The sequence below is a fragment of the Pantoea eucalypti genome (assembly GCF_009646115.1).
Lineage (GTDB): Bacteria > Pseudomonadota > Gammaproteobacteria > Enterobacterales > Enterobacteriaceae > Pantoea > Pantoea eucalypti.
In genome coordinates this window covers 714,791-733,282 of the sequence record NZ_CP045720.1, presented here as the reverse complement: position 1 = coordinate 733,282, position 18,492 = coordinate 714,791, and the positions used below count along the sequence as shown (strand labels likewise).

General features: G+C 55.9%; 19 protein-coding genes. 8 read left to right on the top strand and 11 right to left on the bottom strand.

Annotated features, from left to right (window positions below; all coding sequences use genetic code 11):
- Positions 1–9: 9 nt before the first annotated feature.
- The 6 genes from deoC to prfC form a co-directional block, all read right to left on the bottom strand.
- Positions 10–789 carry a deoxyribose-phosphate aldolase gene (gene deoC, locus EE896_RS03490; protein ID WP_008925705.1) on the bottom strand — a complete coding sequence of 260 codons (780 nt, stop codon included), beginning with the start codon at positions 787–789 and terminating at the stop codon, positions 10–12.
- A 248-nt stretch (positions 790–1,037) separates the two neighbouring features.
- Positions 1,038–1,835 carry a TatD family hydrolase gene (locus EE896_RS03485; RefSeq protein ID WP_140034097.1) on the bottom strand — a complete coding sequence of 266 codons (798 nt, stop codon included), beginning with the start codon at positions 1,833–1,835 and terminating at the stop codon, positions 1,038–1,040.
- Entirely contained in the window at positions 1,832–2,884 is a 1,053-nt protein-coding gene (locus tag EE896_RS03480) for a patatin-like phospholipase family protein (protein ID WP_140916622.1), read from the bottom strand. Before EE896_RS03480 ends, EE896_RS03485 begins: the two co-directional genes overlap by 4 nt.
- Positions 2,885–3,103: 219 nt before the next feature.
- Positions 3,104–3,265 carry a DUF1328 domain-containing protein gene (locus EE896_RS03475; RefSeq protein WP_003848537.1) on the bottom strand — a complete coding sequence of 54 codons (162 nt, stop codon included), beginning with the start codon at positions 3,263–3,265 and terminating at the stop codon, positions 3,104–3,106.
- Positions 3,266–3,364: 99 nt separating this feature from the next.
- Positions 3,365–3,979 (bottom strand): molecular chaperone OsmY, encoded by a 615-nt coding sequence (gene osmY / locus EE896_RS03470; RefSeq protein ID WP_003848532.1) that lies wholly within the window; start codon positions 3,977–3,979, stop codon positions 3,365–3,367.
- 258 nt (positions 3,980–4,237) lie between these two features.
- Positions 4,238–5,824, bottom strand: coding sequence for a peptide chain release factor 3 (gene prfC / locus EE896_RS03465; protein WP_008925708.1), 1,587 nt, complete (start codon positions 5,822–5,824; stop codon positions 4,238–4,240).
- A 308-nt stretch (positions 5,825–6,132) separates the two neighbouring features.
- On the opposite strand from prfC, the gene EE896_RS03460 reads away from it, so the two are divergent.
- The 7 genes from EE896_RS03460 (at position 6,133) to EE896_RS03430 (ending at position 11,333) form a co-directional block, all read left to right on the top strand.
- Entirely contained in the window at positions 6,133–6,984 is an 852-nt protein-coding gene (locus tag EE896_RS03460; protein ID WP_110411014.1) for a MurR/RpiR family transcriptional regulator, read from the top strand.
- Positions 6,985–7,234: 250 nt separating this feature from the next.
- Entirely contained in the window at positions 7,235–8,062 is an 828-nt protein-coding gene (locus EE896_RS03455; RefSeq protein WP_008925710.1) for a transporter substrate-binding domain-containing protein, read from the top strand.
- A gap of 3 nt (positions 8,063–8,065) precedes the next feature.
- Positions 8,066–8,695: a DUF1989 domain-containing protein gene (locus EE896_RS03450; protein WP_110411013.1), complete on the top strand. Its 630-nt coding sequence runs from the start codon at positions 8,066–8,068 to the stop codon at positions 8,693–8,695.
- The gene (locus EE896_RS03445) at positions 8,679–9,326 is read left to right on the top strand and encodes an urea carboxylase-associated family protein (RefSeq protein WP_110411012.1); all 648 of its coding nucleotides are present in this window, start codon (positions 8,679–8,681) and stop codon (positions 9,324–9,326) included. The genes EE896_RS03450 and EE896_RS03445 overlap by 17 nt, the downstream gene beginning before the upstream one ends.
- Before the next feature lie 6 nt (positions 9,327–9,332).
- Positions 9,333–9,983 carry an amino acid ABC transporter permease gene (locus EE896_RS03440; RefSeq protein WP_003848526.1) on the top strand — a complete coding sequence of 217 codons (651 nt, stop codon included), beginning with the start codon at positions 9,333–9,335 and terminating at the stop codon, positions 9,981–9,983.
- Entirely contained in the window at positions 9,983–10,648 is a 666-nt protein-coding gene (locus EE896_RS03435; protein WP_110411762.1) for an amino acid ABC transporter permease, read from the top strand. The genes EE896_RS03440 and EE896_RS03435 overlap by 1 nt, the downstream gene beginning before the upstream one ends.
- A 13-nt stretch (positions 10,649–10,661) precedes the next feature.
- Positions 10,662–11,333 carry a DUF1989 domain-containing protein gene (locus EE896_RS03430; RefSeq protein ID WP_140916621.1) on the top strand — a complete coding sequence of 224 codons (672 nt, stop codon included), beginning with the start codon at positions 10,662–10,664 and terminating at the stop codon, positions 11,331–11,333.
- 44 nt (positions 11,334–11,377) lie between these two features.
- On the opposite strand, the gene EE896_RS03425 is transcribed toward EE896_RS03430, so the two are convergent.
- Genes EE896_RS03425 through EE896_RS03415 form a run of 3 tightly spaced genes read right to left on the bottom strand, consistent with a single transcriptional unit; the run spans position 11,378 to position 13,617 of the window.
- On the bottom strand, positions 11,378–12,481 hold the full coding sequence (locus EE896_RS03425; protein ID WP_008925715.1) for a M20 peptidase aminoacylase family protein: 1,104 nt from the start codon (positions 12,479–12,481) through the stop codon (positions 11,378–11,380).
- 4 nt (positions 12,482–12,485) lie between these two features.
- Positions 12,486–12,959 carry a YjiG family protein gene (locus EE896_RS03420; protein WP_003848518.1) on the bottom strand — a complete coding sequence of 158 codons (474 nt, stop codon included), beginning with the start codon at positions 12,957–12,959 and terminating at the stop codon, positions 12,486–12,488.
- Complete coding sequence (locus tag EE896_RS03415) at positions 12,949–13,617, bottom strand: nucleoside recognition domain-containing protein (protein ID WP_003848516.1); 669 nt, start codon at positions 13,615–13,617, stop codon at positions 12,949–12,951. The genes EE896_RS03420 and EE896_RS03415 overlap by 11 nt, the downstream gene beginning before the upstream one ends.
- A gap of 488 nt (positions 13,618–14,105) precedes the next feature.
- Here EE896_RS03415 and ftnA point away from each other — a divergent pair, with 488 nt between their 5' ends.
- On the top strand, positions 14,106–14,612 hold the full coding sequence (gene ftnA, locus EE896_RS03410) for a non-heme ferritin (protein ID WP_003848509.1): 507 nt from the start codon (positions 14,106–14,108) through the stop codon (positions 14,610–14,612).
- A gap of 60 nt (positions 14,613–14,672) precedes the next feature.
- Here ftnA and EE896_RS03405 read toward each other — a convergent pair whose 3' ends face one another.
- Together EE896_RS03405 and EE896_RS03400 are read right to left on the bottom strand one after the other, a co-directional pair.
- A complete protein-coding gene (locus EE896_RS03405) occupies positions 14,673–17,036 on the bottom strand; it encodes a glycoside hydrolase family 31 protein (protein WP_140916620.1) in 2,364 nt (787 codons plus the stop codon).
- Between the two features lie 10 nt (positions 17,037–17,046).
- The gene (locus tag EE896_RS03400) at positions 17,047–18,357 is read right to left on the bottom strand and encodes an MFS transporter (protein WP_003848505.1); all 1,311 of its coding nucleotides are present in this window, start codon (positions 18,355–18,357) and stop codon (positions 17,047–17,049) included.
- Between the last annotated feature and the right edge of the window lie 135 nt (positions 18,358–18,492).

Genomic DNA, 18,492 nt, shown 5'->3' with positions numbered 1-18,492 from the left:
CCTGAGGGATCAGTAACCCGCTTTGCTGGTGTCGCTGTCGTGACCCAGCGTGTTAAGCAGGCTCGCCAGCAGGCTTGATGCACCAAAGCGGAAATGGCGCGCATCGGCCCAGTCGGCACCCAGCGTATCTTCTGCCATTTGCAGATAGATCGCGGCATCTTCAGCGGTACGTACGCCGCCCGCAGGTTTAAAGCCAACCTGCTTACTGACGCCTTTGTCACGGATCACATTCATCATGATCTGCGCCACTTCTGGCGTAGCGTTAACCGGCACTTTACCGGTGGAGGTTTTGATGAAATCAGCGCCGGCATCAATGGCAATTTCGGAGGCCTGACGGATCAGCGATTCCTGTTTCAGCTCACCGGTTTCGATGATCACTTTCAGCAGCACGTCCGCTTCAGCACAAGCGGTTTTACAGGCTTTCACCAGATCGAAACCGACCTGACTGTTACCGGCGATCAGTGCGCGGTACGGGAACACCACGTCCACTTCATCGGCACCGTAAGCGATAGCGGCGCGGGTTTCGGCCAGTGCAATGTCGATGTCGTCATTGCCGTGTGGGAAGTTGGTCACCGTGGCGATGCGGATCTCCGGGGTGCCCTGCTCGCGCAGCGTTTTACGCGCGATCGGAATAAAGCGCGGATAGATACAGATTGCCGCAGTGTTGCCTGCCGGGGATTTAGCCTGATGACACAGGGCGATCACTTTTGCATCGGTGTCGTCGTCATTCAGGGTGGTCAAATCCATCAGTTTCAGGGCGCGCAGGGCAAGGTGTTTGATATCGGTCATGAGGCTCTCCAAAGGATTGGGGTGCAACCCACCGGCTTGCCGGCGGAATGTTATAATAATAACACTCTGAAGCGGCCTGATATGTGCCAGCAGTCACATTGGAATAAGAAAATGGTGCAATCCTGCCACATGAAACGTGACTGAAATCGCAAATTACACTACCTGAGGACGATTATACGCCAGCAGGTGCAATGTTACTATTATCACATTTTAGCGCAAGGGGTCGCGTTCAGGCGAAAGGCGGACAGTCAGTTACGCAGCGCCGGGAAAGCGGGATCGAGCTGAAACAGCTGCTGGCTGTTGTGCCACAGCGCATCGGCAATCTCTTCAGGTGACTCATTCCGCAGGCTGCAGAGCACTTGCCACACCTGACGCGCCCGTTCCGGACGGTTTGGCTGGCCCTGGAAACCCTGCAGCGGCATATCGGGTGCATCGGTTTCCAGCAAAAGCGAAGAGAGCGGCAGTTGCGCCACGGTCTGACGGGTCTTGCTGGCGCGTTCATAGGTAATGGTTCCGCCAACGCCAATCGCATAACCCAGCTTAATAAAGGCCTGTGCCTGTTGCAGGCTGCCAGCGAAACCGTGCACCACACCACGGCGCGGCAGATCGTGACGACGCAGAATCTGTGCCAGCTTGTCATGGGTCCGGCGCGAATGCAGGATCACCGGCAACGCATAACGCTTTGCCAGCTTAAGCTGTGATTCAAGAAAGCGCTGCTGCTTATCAAACTGCGGATCGTCGCGATAGAGATCCAGCCCGATCTCACCGATCGCCACCAGTTTACGCGGCCGCTGTTGCAGTAAGGTTTCCAGCTGATCGAGATGGGCGTCCTGATGATGTTCGATGACAATCGGATGCAGGCCCAGCGCCGCGTACAGCGGCGGATGTGCTGCGGCCAGCGCACAGACCCGTTCAAAACGGCTGGCATCAATCGCCGGGATGATGATCTTCTCCACGCCCGCCTCAGCGGCGCGCGCCAGACTGGCGGCGATATCCCCTTCGAACGGTGGAAAGTCGAAGTGACAGTGCGTGTCGATAAACCTCATGCCAGCGATCCTTTGTCGTAATCCGCATCATTGTCCGCCAGCGGAGGTGTGATGATCAACCGGGTATCGGGCGCATTGGCGACCGGCGCAGGCGGCGTAACGACCCGCGCTGAGACCATCGGTTCTGCATCACTCAGCCACTGGCCCAGCGTAGCGAGGAAATAGCGACCACAGCGCCGTCCCAGATGGTAATCCTGATTCAGTGCCGCGATGCTGCTGCCCAGCGCACTGCTGGCCAGTACGTGGGGCGGGAAAATTTCAATGATGCGTAAATCATCGGGGGGATTCTCAATAAACTGCTGAATTTCCCCATAGCTCTGCTCATGCTTATTCAGGACGTTAATCATCGGCTGCAGCGCGCCGGTGCTGAGCCAGCGCTCCATGCGCTTAAACCATTTCGGGGTATAGAACATCTGCGACGGCACGGTGCGGATCACCACAATCGTATCGGCCCCGCGTCGGGCGGCTTCACGCACCGGAATGGCATCGCTGATGCCGCCATCGTGATAACTGATCCCTTCCAGATTGACGCCCAGCCGGTAAAAACCGGGAATGGCACTGGAGGCTTTAATCAGATCCAGCCAGTTATCCGCCGTGGGATTAAAATAACCGGGCGTATAGTCATCGCTGCGGCAGGCGCACATATAGAACTCACGGCCGCTGGAGAACAACGGTTCCGCACTGCTCATCGCCAGCGGGAATTCACTGCGGGTGATATCGATCAGCCAGTCGAGATCGATCAGATTGCCCCCACGCACAAAGCGCAGCGGATCAAAAAAGAGTTTACTGGTTGTGTATCGGGTAATGACACGACGGGCATAGCCATGCTGGCCACAGACAAACGCTGAGAGATTTTGCGCACCGGCAGAGGTACCGAGCATCAGATGAAAGGGATTAAATCGGGCGCGCTGGAATTCGTCTAAAACGCCTGCGGTGAAAATGCCGCGCTGACCGCCGCCTTCACACACCAACGCAATTTTCTGAGATTTAAAGGGTGTCAGGGCCAGAGGTTCAATGGCGCCGAGTGTAACAGGAATGCGTATACCCACTGTGCGAACCTCAAAAAGGGTTCCGGGTATGCTGGAGGATCGATCCGTTTATGACGGCAGCATGCCGGAGAACCAGTCAACTATTCCTTTAACCGGCAGGCCAGCGGTGCTGGCTTACCTTGCAGCGATGTGAAAGTGTCCCTCTCTTCACGTCAGTCGCTACAGATGACTGGTCTCCGCTCTATGCTTTGCGTTGCATTAGACTGCAGAACTCATCGGCTAAAGCTTTTTACGGCCGGTAAACAGGCTGATGAGGAACAGGATAATACCAACGACGAAGACAACTTTAGCTGCCCATGCTGCTGTGCCCGCTAAACCGCCAAAACCTAATGCTGCAGCGATCAGTGCGATCACCAGAAAAATAATGCCCCAACGAAACATAAGCCTCTCCTTACCCTATTTAAAAATCGAACTGCTTAGTTTATCCCCGGATGGGTATCTTTTATTCGTGTGGCCACCTGAGCGGCCACACGTTAGCTATTAAGATTTAACCGTCAGGTCATTCTTAACGCTTTTCACGCCTTCAATGGCTTTAGCGATGCTTTCTGCACGATCTGACTGTGCCTGATTAGCAACATGCCCTGAAAGCTGAACAACACCGTCGGTAGTTTCAACTTTTACGTTGCGCGACGGAACAATGTCATCTGCTAATAGCTTAGCTTTAATTTCGCTGGTCGTTGCGGCATCACCGGCATAACCTTTCACTGAAGATGATTTGCTGTCTCTGACGTGTAGTTTGTCGCTGACGGATTTAACACCTTCGATTTTCTGCACCACAGCGACCGCTTTTTCAGCCTGGTCCTGTGAGGTGACGAAACCGCTTAAGGTCACGACGCCGCTATGCGTTTTTACCGAGATATCCGTGCTTTTAATTGCGTCGTCATCTACCAGCGCTGCTTTAGCTTTGGCAGTGATGCCGCTGTCATCCATATAACCATCGACTTTTTTCATAGAACTATCGATTTTCGAACCCGCGCTGTCGGCTGTCTGTGACGCTTTCTGCGACATTGATTCGTCAGCCAGTGCGCTGCCGCTGATCAGTGCTGAGCCAATCATGGCGGCCATCAGGGTTTTAGCAATCTTAGTCTTGTTCATCGATATCTTCCTTCTATCAGTTAACTCACCCAAAACTGTGGGCGAAACAGAGGCAACAAAGGCCGCTGCGTAACAGGACGTAAGGACAAGAGAAGTCTCTTCCGCCGTCCGATAGAGTAATCATAGACGGCATTTTGCAATTTGCCTGGCTAACTGGTTGATCACACGTCAAAACAGAAGAAAAACAGGGTTTTTAGGAGGAGTCTGGAAGGGGGAAAACAGGGCCATTCCCAGCTGGAATGGCCCGGAAACAGGCGATTAGTGCTCGCGCGTTTTGCGGAAACGGACGTCAGGATAACGTTCCTGAGTAATATTAAGATTAACCATGGTTGGTGCGATATAAGTCAAATTATCACCGCCATCAAGCGCCAGGTTAACTTCATTCTTACGCTGGAAGTCATCAAACTTTTTAGCATCGTCGCATTCAACCCAGCGCGCCGTTGAGACGTTAATCGCTTCGTAAATGGCTTCAACGTTATATTCGCTTTTCAGACGTGCCACTACCACATCGAACTGCAGTACCCCGACCGCGCCAACAATCAGATCGTTGTTATGCACCGGACGGAACACCTGCACGGCACCCTCTTCCGACAGCTGAACCAGCCCTTTCAGCAGCTGTTTCTGCTTCAGTGGATCGCGCAGACGAATACGACGGAACAGTTCTGGCGCGAAGTTCGGAATACCGGTGAACTTCATGTTCTCACCCTGCGTGAAGGTGTCGCCAATCTGAATCGTGCCGTGGTTGTGCAGACCAATGATATCGCCGGGATAGGCTTCCTCAACGTGTGAACGGTCGCCCGCCATAAAGGTCAGGGCGTCTGAGATCACCACATCTTTGCCGGTACGCACCTGACGCAGCTTCATCCCTTTTTCATATTTACCGGAGACCACACGCATAAAGGCCACACGGTCGCGGTGTTTCGGGTCCATATTGGCCTGGATCTTAAACACGAAGCCGCTGAACTTCTCTTCTTTCGCTTCTACCGTGCGGGTGTCGGTGTCACGCGGCATAGGACGTGGCGCCCACTCAACCAGTCCGTCCAGCATATGGTCAACGCCAAAGTTACCCAGCGCGGTGCCGAAGAAGACAGGTGAGAGTTTGCCGCTCAGGAAAGCTTCCTGCTCAAATTCGTGCGAGGCGCCCTGCACCAGCTCCAGCTCTTCACGCAGCTGTGCGGCCAGCTCTTCACCGACGGCAGTGTCGAGATCCGGATTATCCAGCCCCTTCACGATGCGGACATCCTGAATGGTGTGGCCTTTACCGGTCTGGTAGAGATAGGTCTCATCTTTGTAGAGGTGATAAACCCCTTTGAACAGCTTGCCGCAGCCGATAGGCCAGGTGATCGGTGCGCAGGCAATTTTCAGCTCGCTTTCCACCTCATCCAGCACTTCCATTGGATCGCGGATATCACGGTCAAGTTTGTTCATAAAGGTCAGGATCGGCGTATCGCGCAGACGGGTGACTTCCATCAGCTTACGGGTACGATCCTCGACGCCTTTCGCGGCATCAATCACCATCAGACAGCAGTCAACGGCGGTCAGCGTACGATAGGTATCTTCCGAGAAGTCTTCGTGACCTGGGGTATCCAGCAGGTTTACCAGGCTATCACGGTAAGGGAACTGCATCACCGAGGTGGTAATGGAGATACCACGCTGTTTCTCCATCTCCATCCAGTCCGACTTGGCGTGCTGGTTAGAGCCACGGCCTTTTACGGTACCGGCGGTCTGGATAGCCTGTCCGAACAGCAACACTTTTTCGGTAATGGTGGTTTTACCGGCATCCGGGTGCGAAATGATCGCGAAGGTGCGGCGGCGTGCCACCTCTTCTAAAAAGGGATTAGACATGGAATTCTTCTCAATAGGCAGCGCAACGTACTGGCGCTGCTGATAAATCACGGTGGCCGGCAGAACCTTACCGGCGGGTAAACGGTGCCAAAAACGATCTTTTATCGTTGGCGGGTCAGCGCGACGTTACATTGGCGTGAAGTCCGGTTACCTGGTCAGCTTTAAGGCGGCATAGCATACAATATTTTGCGCGCGGCGGCGAACAGCGGCGGAGGAAATTGTTGCCTGCCTGCGCGCAAAGGTCAAAACAGATGACAACCCGGCACACACTGTGCAGGATAAGGTTTTTCATTTTCAGGGAATCCCCCATGAGCGCCAAACCGGTCCCCCTCGAGGGCCGTATTCGACAATACTGGGATGAGCTTTCCCTTCACGAACAACGGCTGGCGGAGGTGCTGCTCGCAGCTCCCGGCCAGCTGGCGATGAATACTGCCACAGAACTGGCGCAGAGCGCAGGCGTCTCCAAAGCCACCGCTACCCGTTTTTTTCGTCATCTCGGCTATGAAAGCTACGAGGCGGCGCGTCGTCAGGCGCGCGAGATGCAGAACAGCGGATCGCCGCTTTATCTGCACTCCGGCGTCAGCGCTTCCCCACTCGACAGCCTGATGCAGCAGCATCTTGAAAAAGAGATTGCCAATCTGGTCAATACCTTCCGCTCGCTGGATGGGGAAACACTACAGGCGTGCGTTGAGGCGATAGCGCAGGCGCGCCGCGTCGTGGTGCTGGGCTGGCGTCACAGTCAGACTATTGCTGCCCTGATTTATCGCAATCTGCTGCACGTTCATCCCAGCGTTACGCTACTACCACGCGCGGGCGATTCTCTGGCCGAACAGCTTGCGACGCTCGGCCCGCAGGATATGGCAATCTGCGTCGGTCTCCGCCGCCGTATGCCCGCGCTGGATACGGCAATGGCAGCACTCAGCGTGCAGCAGGTTCCCATGCTCTATCTCTCCGATGCGCTGGCGGGAAAACCTGCACGCCACGCGCGCTGGACACTGCGTTGCCATACCGATAGCACTCTGATTTTCGACAGCACGGTGGCGCTCTCCGGCGTCTGTAATCTGCTTTGCTCGCTGGTAGCACGCCATTCAGGTAAGGCCGGCAGCGAACGCCTTGCCGCAATTGAGGTGTTGCACCAGCAACTCGACGAGCTGGAATAGTGCGCTACGCTGACGCATTTTTGTTCATCTGACGCCCTGTAAAGGTGCGCCGCTGTCCGGCGTGCCTGACCTCTTAACCTCCTCACAGAAACAAAAGAAAAATAAATATCATTATATGAAACTCACGTTTCTCACTGATTCTGTTTACAAAAGCAGGTAGCGCATCAGCCATCTGCTTCATCACTGTTACAACGTGGCACAAAAACTGCTCAGGTACAGGTGACCTTCACCCATACCAGGGACCACCATAATGAAAAAAATTGCACTGCTCATCGCCGCACTGCTTGCCGTCAGTGCGGCGCAGGCTGATACGCTAACGGACATTAAAAGTGCCGGCAAAATCACGGTCGGCATCGACCCGACCTTCCCGCCCTATGAATACACCAGTGATAATGGCGAGGTCACCGGTTACAGCGTGGCCATCATGCGATCGTTTGCCGACGATCTCGGCGTGAAACTGGTGTTTCAGAAAACCGCCTTCAGCGGCATTCTTCCCGGTCTGATCTCAGGATCTTTTAACGCGGAAGGATCATCACTCAACGTCACCGCAGAGCGCGCGAAGAAAGTGCTGTTTACCGTGCCCTACAGCAAAACCGTTAACGGTGTCCTGATGCGTAAAAGCGACGCCGAAAAGATCAGCAAATCCGGACTCTCTCCTGAGCGCCTGTCAGGACTGCGTGGCGCAGTGAAGAGCGCCAGCGTGCCGGAGCAGTTGCTGAAAAGCTTCAATGAGGCGCTGAAGAAAGCAGGTAAACCGCCCATTACCATCATCAGTGTCGATACGCTGGATCAAACCGTCAGTACGCTGATGACAAAACGCGCTGACTTTGTGCTGGATGATATTGCGGTGCTGGCACCGATCGTGAAGAAGTATCCCGACAAATTAGTACAGGCCGGAGAAGTGGGCCCTTCGCAGTGGATGGCCTGGGCCACGCGTAAAGAGGATCTCAGCCTGAACAAGGCAATCAGTGATCATATTCTGGCCATGCAGCAGAGCGGTAAACTTGCTGCACTGCAGAAGCACTATCTCGGCACCACTTTTACCGTGCCCGCCACCAACTTCATTCCCGCGGAGTAAGCGATGAGCCCTCTCTCTTTCACCATACCCGCCGGGCACGGCCGCACTTTTCTGGTTCGTAAAGGCCAGCTGATTATCATCATCGACAGCGAGGGCCAGCAGGCTGCCGATTTCGTTGCGGTGAATGCAGCGAATCATGATGAGAAACTCTCGCCGGTGCATACCCGCCAGCATCTTCGCTCGCTTTTCTTCAGACCGGGGGATTCACTCTGGTCCAGCGAAAACCGGCCGCTGCTGCGCATCGTCTCCGACACCATTGGTATTCATGATGCCAACGTCCCGGCCTGCGATCGCACCCGTTTTAGTGTCGATTTCGGTGTGGAAGGCCATCGCAACTGCGTCGATAACCTGCTGGAAGGGATGAAGGCGCACGGCATCACCTATTACGCATTGCCGGAACCCTTCAACCTGTTTCAGAACGGCCCGGTGACGGCCGATGGCCGCATGGAAGTTACCGATCCCCACAGTCAGGCCGGTGACAGGATCGTCTTCGAGGCGCTGTGCGATCTCATTTGCGCCGTCTCATCCTGTCCTCAGGACATCATTCCCGGTAATGGCCTGCAGGTCACGCCGATCGCCATTGAGATCCATGACAGCGAACCTGCGGAGGTCACCCATGCTGCTTATGCGTGAAGGTTTTACAGAAGATGGACCGCGTTCGGTTGCCGCCCCGCTCACCGTCGCGGCGGGCAGTGTGGGTTCGATTCAGGTTCTGCGGGGCCAGCTGCTGCGCATCAGCGCGCTGGCACCGGGTGCTGTGGCATCGCTGTTCGGGTTCAGCCTTGTGGATCCGGCGGTATGGCTCTCTGTTCATCACACCCGCGTATTCAGCAACAGTTATCTGCTCGGCTCCGGCATGCGCCTGGTAAACAATCGCCGCCGCCCGATGATGGTGCTGGGCAAAGATAGCGTAAAGCGCCATGACCTGCTGCTGCCCGCCTCAACGCGCGACTTCCTGGCCTCGCGGGGGTATCAGGATGAGGGGTGTGTGGAGGCAGTCAGTCGCGAGCTGTCGCGTCTCGGCATCCGGGCACCGAAGCTGCCAGACCCCATCAATCTCTTCATGCACGTCAGACTAACGCAGGCGGGAGAGATACTGCCCGAACCCAACCTGACCCGGGCTGGCGACGCGATTACCTGCCGCGTCACCATGGATATGCAGTTTGTCGTTTCTGCCTGCAATACCGGTATTGAGGGTAATGACCAGCCTGCGCCGCTTCGCCTTGCCGTTGCGGAAAATCTTTTCGATTTTAACGAGGATTAGTGGGTGATGGGGCTGAATGAACAGGTGGTCAGCGCTCTGCCCGAACTGGGACATGGTCTGCTGATGACGCTCTCACTCACGCTGCTGGCGGCGCTGCTTAGCCTTGTGATGGGCCAGCTTGGCTGTTTTCTTCAGCTGCGCCGCTTCTGGTTGTGGCGCTGCGCAGGCCGCCTCTATATCAGCCTGATGCGCGGCACTCCCGCCATCGTGCAGCTGTTTGTGGTCTTTTTCACCCTGCCACGTCTTGGTCTTGGTGGACATCCCATGCTGGCGGCGGTGATCGCCATTGGATTCAATAGTGGCGCTTACGTGGCTGAGATTCTGCGCGTGAATCAGAGCCTGGTGACGCGCGGTCAGCGCGAAGCGGCACGCACACTGGGACTGAGCCGGTGGCTGACCTGGTGGTATGTAATCAACCCGCAGGTCGTGCGATCGAGCCTGCCGATGCTGGTGAGCGAATTTACTATTCTGCTCAAGACCACGCCACTGGCGTCGGTGGTGGCGCTTACCGAACTGACCTACGCCGGACAGATTGTGATCGCACGTACCTATGAGGCAACCCAGGTATTACTGCTGGTCGCGGCGGGCTATCTGTTAATCGCGCTGCCGCTGATGCGCATTGCCCGCCGGCTGGAACTCAGAGGGAAACGCCTATGATGGACTGGCAGGCGATTCTTACAGCACTGCCCTCACTTGGCGAGGGGATGGCGGTGACGCTGCAACTCTGCGCCGTCGCTGCATTATGCTCGTTATTGTGGGGCATCATTATGGCGATCGGTATGCTGCGCGCTCCCCATTTCTGGCGAAAGCTGTTGCGTTTATACAGTGCGCTAACCCAGGCGCTGCCGTTGCTGGTGGTGATCTATCTGCTCTATTTCGTGTTGCCAGACTATAACATCACCCTCAGCTCGCCGCAGGCAGGCGTGCTGGCGCTGACGCTCTACTACGCCCCTTACGTTGCCCAGGTTATACGCAGTGCGATTGAGACGCTGCCGCGCGGTCAGTGGGAGGCGTGTCGCGTGCTCGGGCTGAGCCGGATGGAGCAGTTGCGTGATGTGGCACTTCCGCAGACGCTGCCACAGATGCTCTCCCCGCTGGTCGGGTTGCTCATCGGTCTGATCAAGGATTCCGCGCTGCTCTCCATCGTCTCAGTACAGGAGTTTATGTACGCAGCTAAGGAAGCGATCTCCGAGACCTATGCTCCGCTGGAGATCTACCTCACCGTAGCGCTCAGCTACTGGACACTCAATAGCCTGCTCGACGGGCTGATCCGCCGCATTGAATTTCGCATGACGCGCTACCGGCGCACCTTGCCACATTAGTCAGGAGAATCTTATGTCAGCTGAATATCCGCAGCGCGATACGCTGCTTATTCCCGCGCGTTACGGTAAAGCCGTTTTACTGCGCAAAGGCGAAGCGGTGCAGGTCATTAATCTGCACGGCACACAGGTCGTGGATTGCTGGGCGTATAACGCAAACGACCTGACTGAATATATGTCGATGGAGGCGACACGCGTCTGGAACCAACGCCTCAATCCTCACGTTGGTGACAGTTTTATCACCAGCCAGCGCCATCCTATCCTGACGCTGGTTGCGGATACCTCGCCGGGCGTACACGACACCTTTATGGCAGCATGCGATGCACGCCGTTATGAGCTTCTGGGGTGTACCGAACCGCACCGAAACTGCCATGACAATCTGTTTGAGAGTATGGCGGCGCTGGGCGTAAAGCTGCCGCACGGCAATCTGGCGTCGTTTAATATCTTTATGAATATTCAGGTGCAGCCAGACGGCATGACGCTAAAAACGCTGCCGGTTGTGACGCGTCCGGGAGACTACATCATCCTTCGCGCCGAGATGGATTGCTATGTCGCCTTTTCCGCCTGCCCGCAGGATATCGTCAGCATTCAGGGGGCGGGCGACAATACCCCACGTGATGCGGAACTGCGTATTCTCACAGGAGGATTTCCGCAACCCCAACTGGCCGGACCGTGGGTGCCAGCCTGACAGAATGATGTTGCCCGCCGCAAGGAGACGGGCAACGTTAATCTCTATCCCAGCACCTTTCTGACACAGGCTTTAAAGATCTGCACGCCAATTTCCAGTGAGCTGAGATCAAAACGCATATCAGGATGATGCAGTCCTGGCGTCAGGTTGGTACCCAGCCCCCAGAAGCCCGCTTTCACACCCGGACGCTTCACCGGATAGTAGAAAAAGTCCTCGCTGCCCGGCGTGGTGCGGGTCGACAATGCGCCCTCTTCGCCCAGCACCTCGACGATGGCGGCGCGGATCACCGCCGTCGCCTCATCATCAATCTCGGCGGCGGGCATCTCTTTCAGCACGCGGACCTCCGCGGTGGCACCCAGTGCCGCCACGCTGTGAGTGATGGCACGCGTAACCTGCTCTTTCAGCAGCGTCATCGGCCCGTTCTCCTGCGAACGCAGATCCCAGACTACGCGCGCTTCATCCGGCACCGAGTTGGTGACACCCGCATCGCACAGGAAGCGAGTCGCTTTGACGCTCCAGGTCAGGCCGGGCGAAAGATGGATAGCGTTAACCGCCTGCACTGCCTGTACGGCCGCATCCAGCGCATTCACACCCAGATGCGGACGCGCCGCATGGGCGGGCTGGCCTTTGATGGTGGCTTCGAGCGTGCTGCAGGCGGAGTACAGTACCGCAGGCACCGCCTGGCCGACGACACACTCCTCCAGCGGACGCAGGTGGAAGCCAAGAATCATCTCCACATCATCCAGAGCGCCACCTTCGATCATTGCCAGCGCCCCGGCACCCAGCTCCTCGGCGGGCTGGAACAGGATCTTCAGCCGGCCACGTTTCACCGTGCCCTCCTGCAGCAGCGCCGTCGCCGCCGTCAGCACAACCGATGAGTGGCCGTCGTGACCGCAGGTGTGGCGCGCGCACGGCACGCCATCAATGATGTGGCCCAGTGCATCCATATCTGCGCGCAGTGCCAGCACCGGCCCCGGAACACCACTGTCGATCTCCGCCACAATACCGGTGGTGTTATTGATGTTACGCGTTACCTTCAGGCCCGCTTTCTCCAGCTGGTCCGCGATATAAGCCGAGGTTTTCACCTCCTGAAAACCCAGCTCCGGAATTTCATGCAAATAGTGGTAATGCTCTAAAACCTCAGACACAGCGTTACTCCTGAATAAACAGACGCATAACAGACATTGCGATCAGCGCGTTAATGATGCTCACCAGCATCAGCAGCGGCCAGTATTTTTTGGGCACATCAGCCACGCCCAGCAGCCGCCCCATATATTGCAGCTGCGATCCCATCAGGAAAATCGCCGGGGCCAGAATCGTAATATCCGCACCGGTCAGCAGTCCTTTGGTCAGCAGGCTGACCGCGACACCCGTGCCTGCCGACGATGAGAGCCACGCGGTGAGCAGCACAGTAATCGCCTCACCCGGCAGACCAAACAGCCCCATCACCGGCGCAAAAACATGCCCGAGAAACTGCATGATGCCGAGCAGATTCAGCACCTCAGCCAGCACATATGCCATCACCACATTCGGCATGAGATTATGAATGGCGATGTGAAAGCCTTTACGCGCGCCGGTTACAAACACATCAAAGGGATTACTGCTGGTTGCGATTTTATTTTCCATCAGCGAAATCCTTTTTATAAACACTGTTTAACACAGCGCGCGTTATCGCCGCACCGACAAATTTAAGAACAAACATTAATAACAGCGGAATAATAATCGGCAGTGTCATGGAGGCGAACAGCGCTGAACCGATGGCGAAGTAATTATTGATTAACCCGGCACCGGAATATTGCCAGGCACTCATGACGACCACCTCTTTTTTGCTGATCTGCTTTTGATCAGCCATCTCTTTGGTTAATGCCGCGCCCGCATCTGTGCTTTGCAGGTCGGTGATTAACGCCAGACCGCAATGGCCAGGTAATCCCATCAGCGGTTTAAGCAAAGGTGTCAGCAACCGGTGCGCTGCGCGAATCGCGCCATAGTGGGTGAAGATTTCCAGCACGCCCAGCGCCAGCATCACCGTGGGCGTCAGCGACAGCGCAAACAGGAAACCCGCTTTGGCGCTGAGTCCGCCAGCGCCCAGAAAGGTGTTACTGGCGGGATCTTTCATGGTACCAAAGCTGCCGCCCAGGGTGGTGAAGTCGAACGCACCCAACCATGAAAGGCCCTCGACGTGATAAAACAGCCCTGAAAAAAACAGAATGGCAAAAATTAACGACACATAACTGCCTTTGGTCGCCGTCATTTTCACCGGATTAACCACACTCTCGTCTGACATTTCTTTCTCCTGATAACTGCCTTGCCGAAAATTCCCTGGCATTGCAAATTTCAACGTTGGGAAGTGAGTTTCAAGCAGGATTTATGCCAGAGCAGTTGTGAATATGATTATTAGTGTCTCGTCTGTCGCGATGGGACGTTTTATTCATGCCGGCTATATACTTTTATTCAGAATAACGTTGTTATACCGCAACGTTATATTTTCGGGTCGTCATCAGAATGCGGTTATTTGACCTGTTGCTGCAGCGCCTGCACCAGCATGAACACCCCCGGTCGCACTATCATGGTGCTGATTACCCTGAATTAATTGGCCAGCAAAGTATGATGCAGGATGAGAATTGGTCGCATTCAATTTCCGAAATAATTCTATTTAAATCAATCAGATAAAATAGCTTATTTTGCCGAAAAGGCTTCACATTACGCACATGTTTGATGCATAATTCACCGACTTTACATCTGTATTTAACATCTTCTTAAAAGGACTCGGCCATGCTGACTGCTGAAATGACTGGGCGTTTAAACGACCAGCTGAACCTGGAATTTTTCTCTGCCAATCTTTATCTGCAAATGAGCGCCTGGTGCAGCGACAAAGGCTTTGAGGGTGCCGCTTCCTTCCTGAAGATGCATTCACGCGAAGAGATGCAGCACATGCAGCGTCTGTTTGACTACCTGAGCGATACCGGCGGCATGCCGGTGCTGGGCACCATTGCCGCACCACCCGTCGCCTTTACCTCGCTGAATGAAATTCTGCAGCAGGCGCTGGAGCATGAGCAGCTGATCACCAGCAAAATCAATGAGCTGGCCCACGCTGCTATGACTTCACAGGACTACTCTACTTTCAATTTCCTGCAGTGGTATGTGGCTGAGCAGCACGAAGAAGAGAAGCTGTTCAAAACTGTGCTGGATAAACTGGCGCTGGTCAGCAACAGCGGCAACGGTCTGTTCCTGGTCGATAAAGATCTGGGCCGCATGAGCACCGAGAATCACGCAGAATAATGTTTATCGGCCCCTTTTCGGGGCCGATCTTATTTCCGTCTTGCTGACACTACTGCACCGCTATTCCAGCCGGTAACTTGCCGCTTTCTCGCCATTCACCCACAGCTCACGACGTTCACCTTCAGGCAATAACAGCGCGATCTCGCGCCAGGCGGGCTGGTAATCGCCGCGTTTTTCCACCGTCAGGTCGATTCGGCTAGCGCTGCTGCACAATGTCCAGCTTAGCCACAGTGCATTGCCCTGCTGCCAGCCGTGGCTCTCACCATCGTCATCAAACATTTCGCCCTGAGTCGTTATGCCTTCTGGCGCTGGCCACAGTTGCCACTGCCGTACCGTGTCGCGGCGGGCATCCGTCGTGGTTTCACATTCGCCCAGTGGGATGATCGCACCAGCCCGCACCAGCAATGGCAGCCGATCCAGCGGTGCATCCAGCGTGATGGTTTCGCCGCCCGCAAACGCTTTACCGCTGTGCCAGTCATACCAGCCCCCACGGTTACGCGGCAAATAGACATCGCGGCTGCGCGCGCCCTGCTCTACGACGCTGGCAACCAGCAGATCGCGACCCAGCATAAAGTCATCACACTCCTGATAAGTCTGCGGGTCCTGTTCATGATCGAGGAAGGTCGGACGCAGCATTGGCTCATCTTCTTCGCTCGCCTGCCACGCCAGGTTGTAAAGGTAAGGCATCAGGCGATAACGCAGGCGGATCGCCTCGCGGATCATCGGTGTCACTTCCGGATACATCCACGGCTCGTTCACCGTGTGATCGTCATTCCATGAATGGATGGTAAAACGCGGATGCATCACGCCATTCTGAACCCAGCGCACAAACAGCTCGGCATCAGGCTTATCGCCAGAGAAGCCGCCGACATCGTGTCCGACGTTAAACAGCCCGGACAGGCTCATGCCCAGCCCCATGCGGATGTTGTAGCGCAAAGTCTGCCAGCTGGTGCGATTATCGCCGCTCCAGGTCTGCACATAGCGTTGCATTCCCGCACAGCCGGAACGGGAGATCAGATAAGGGCGTTTGTCTGGCGCAAACTGCTGCTGGGCTTCCATCGAGGCGCGCATCATCAGCAGCGGCATTACCGGACGGATATGCTTGATAGCAATCGGCTGACCGAAACCGTGACAACGCGCTTCGCCATCCCACACCTCATATTCGTTGTTGTCGTTCCAGGTGGAATCGATGCCCTTTTCCAGCAGCTGTTGAGTCACATTCTCCTGCCACCAGCGCACCGCCTGCGGATGGGTGAAATCAAGGTGCGATCCCTCATCATCCCAGAACACCGATCGCTCCGGGCGATCCTGCTCAGAGTCACGAATAAACAATCCCTGTGCCGCCACTTCCTGATAACGCGGATGATCCTGCAGCAGACAGGGTTTGATGTTGGCCGCCAGCTTCATGCCGGCACGGTGAAACGCGTCGCTCAGCGCATTGGGATTCGGGACTTTGTCGTAGTTCCAGTTGAAGACGTAACGCTTGTTATTAATCGAGGTGTAACCGGATGAGAGCTGGAACGAGTCGCAGGGAATCTCATGCTCGCGACACAGACGGATAAAGGATTGCAGCTGCTGCTGTGCGTCCGGCGCGTCGGTGTAATGCATGGTTGAACCGCTGTAACCCAGGCTCCACTTCGGCTGAAACAGCGTGCGTCCGGTCAGGCGTACAAAAGCTTTGGTCACGTCGAGCAGCGTCGGGCCGAGCATCATGTAGTAATCGAGATCGCCCGCCTCGGCGCGGTAACGGCGATAAGGCAGATGGTAGTTATCCAGCTCATTCCCCAGATCGAGCCAGCTGCTGCTGAGGTTGTCGTAAAACAGGCCGAAGCTGACGCCATCGCGCTGCGTCAGGGTAAACGGAATATGTTTGTAGAGCGGATCGGTACTGGCGGCGTTGTAGCCCATGGCGTCGAGATTACGCATCTCAAAGCGACGGTTAACGCGGTTCAGGTCGCCACTCTTCTCACCCAGACCATACACCCGATCCTGCGGCTGACGACGCTGATAGTGCTCGACCCCGTCGCCGTGTGCATTCAGCAGATAAGCGCCGGTGTGCCGATCGGCTGTCAGGGGCTGCCAGCTCTCGCCGTCAAACTGCTCCCAGCTCAGGCAGAGCGGCTGATGCACGGTGACGCGCAACTGTTGCGTGCTGAGACGCAGTTGCTGCGCATCGTGCTCCACCTGAAACGTCGGTAATGTAAAACCATCCAGCGCCTCGCGGTCACGTCCTTCCCAGGGCACATCCTGACCGGGCGCAATACTCCAGGTGCGGTTCAGCGCCAGCTCACCGTCGCGTTTCAGCAGCACACGCATCAGCTTCTCTTCCAGCACATAAAGCCGCAGGAAATGACGATCGTCGACCTTGAGCTCAACAAAATGATCGGCCTGCTGATGCAGCGTCCAGTTCTTCAGGGTTTTCATCGCGATATCCTTATGGGTTAGCAGGGCGCTGGCGGCGTTCGGCGATCAGCATCACCAGGAAAACGGCACCAATCAGGTCAAAGAAGCCCATCGCCACAAACAGCGGATTAAAGCCGATGGTATCGGCGGTGACGCCAATAATCAGCGAGAAGATAAAACTGGCGATCCAGGCGCAGGAGCCGCGCATGCCATTGACAGTGGCCATCTGGCGGCGATCAAAACGCTCGACCACCAGCGCACTCAGCATGCAGGAGATCACCTGATGACCAAAGCCACCAACGGAAATCAGGGCAATCGCCAGCCAGGGATCTTTCACCAGCGTCATCAGCGCCAGAGAAACCATCAGCAGGGCGCCGGTCACCGAACTGGCGACGATCGAGTTGACGCGGGTCATGCCAAACCAGCGCACATAGATTTTGGTCAGATAACCGCTGGCGACGCTGCCGAGGTCGGCAGCCAGGAATGGCAGCCAGGCGAACATCACGATCTGCTTGAGATCCATGCCGCGCTCATTGGCCAGATAGAGTGGCACCCAGAAGCTCAGCACCGCCCAGGCCGGTTCGGCCAGAAACGCAGGAATCGCAATGCCGTAGAATTTCTTCTCTTTACCAATCACTTTCAGCGCGGTGAAGAACGGCAGTTTTTCACCGATGGCTTCATTATCCTGATTAATGAAGGCACGTTCCTCATCTGAAAGACGAGGATGGCTCTCCGGCGAGTGATAGCCCCACCACCAGAGTCCCACCCACAGCAGGCCCAGGCCGCCGGTCAGCAGAAATGCGCCCTGCCAGCCAAAAGTAATATGGGCGACATAGATAATCGGGGGAGCCAGCATGGCACCAATCGAAAAGCCGACGCCCGCCCAGCCCGCCGCAACCGGACGCTCCTTTTTGGGAAACCAGTCACCAATCGCTTTGGCATTAGCCGGTGTGGCCGCCGCTTCCGACGCACCCATGACGAAACGCAGCAGCGCCAGATGCAGCCAGCTTCCCGCACCGGCGTGCAGCAGACAGGTCACCGACCAGATAAGCGCACAAATCAGGAACCCCATCTTCAGTCCGATCACATCGATCAGCCAGCCGCAAACAGGCTGAAACAGGGTGTAAGCCAGCTGAAACGCAGCGACCACCCAGGAGTACTGCTCGGTACTCATATGCAGACTGTTTTTCAGTTCCGGTGCCAGAATGCCGAGCGAGTTGCGGGTGATGTAGTTGACGGTCACACCCAGCAGGAACATTCCCAGCATCCACCAGCGTAAATTTTTAATCACGCGCACCGTGCGTGACGCACTGATGGGTTTCGTTGTTGATTCGAGGCTCATTGTGCCACTCCTGATTACCATTGATGACGCACACCGCCAGCTGGCGTACCGCGTGTCCTTTTCACGAACTTAGAAAAGTGCGAAACGTGGGTACAGCCACTTTTTTGCAACGATTTTCATGGCAGGCTTTAACAC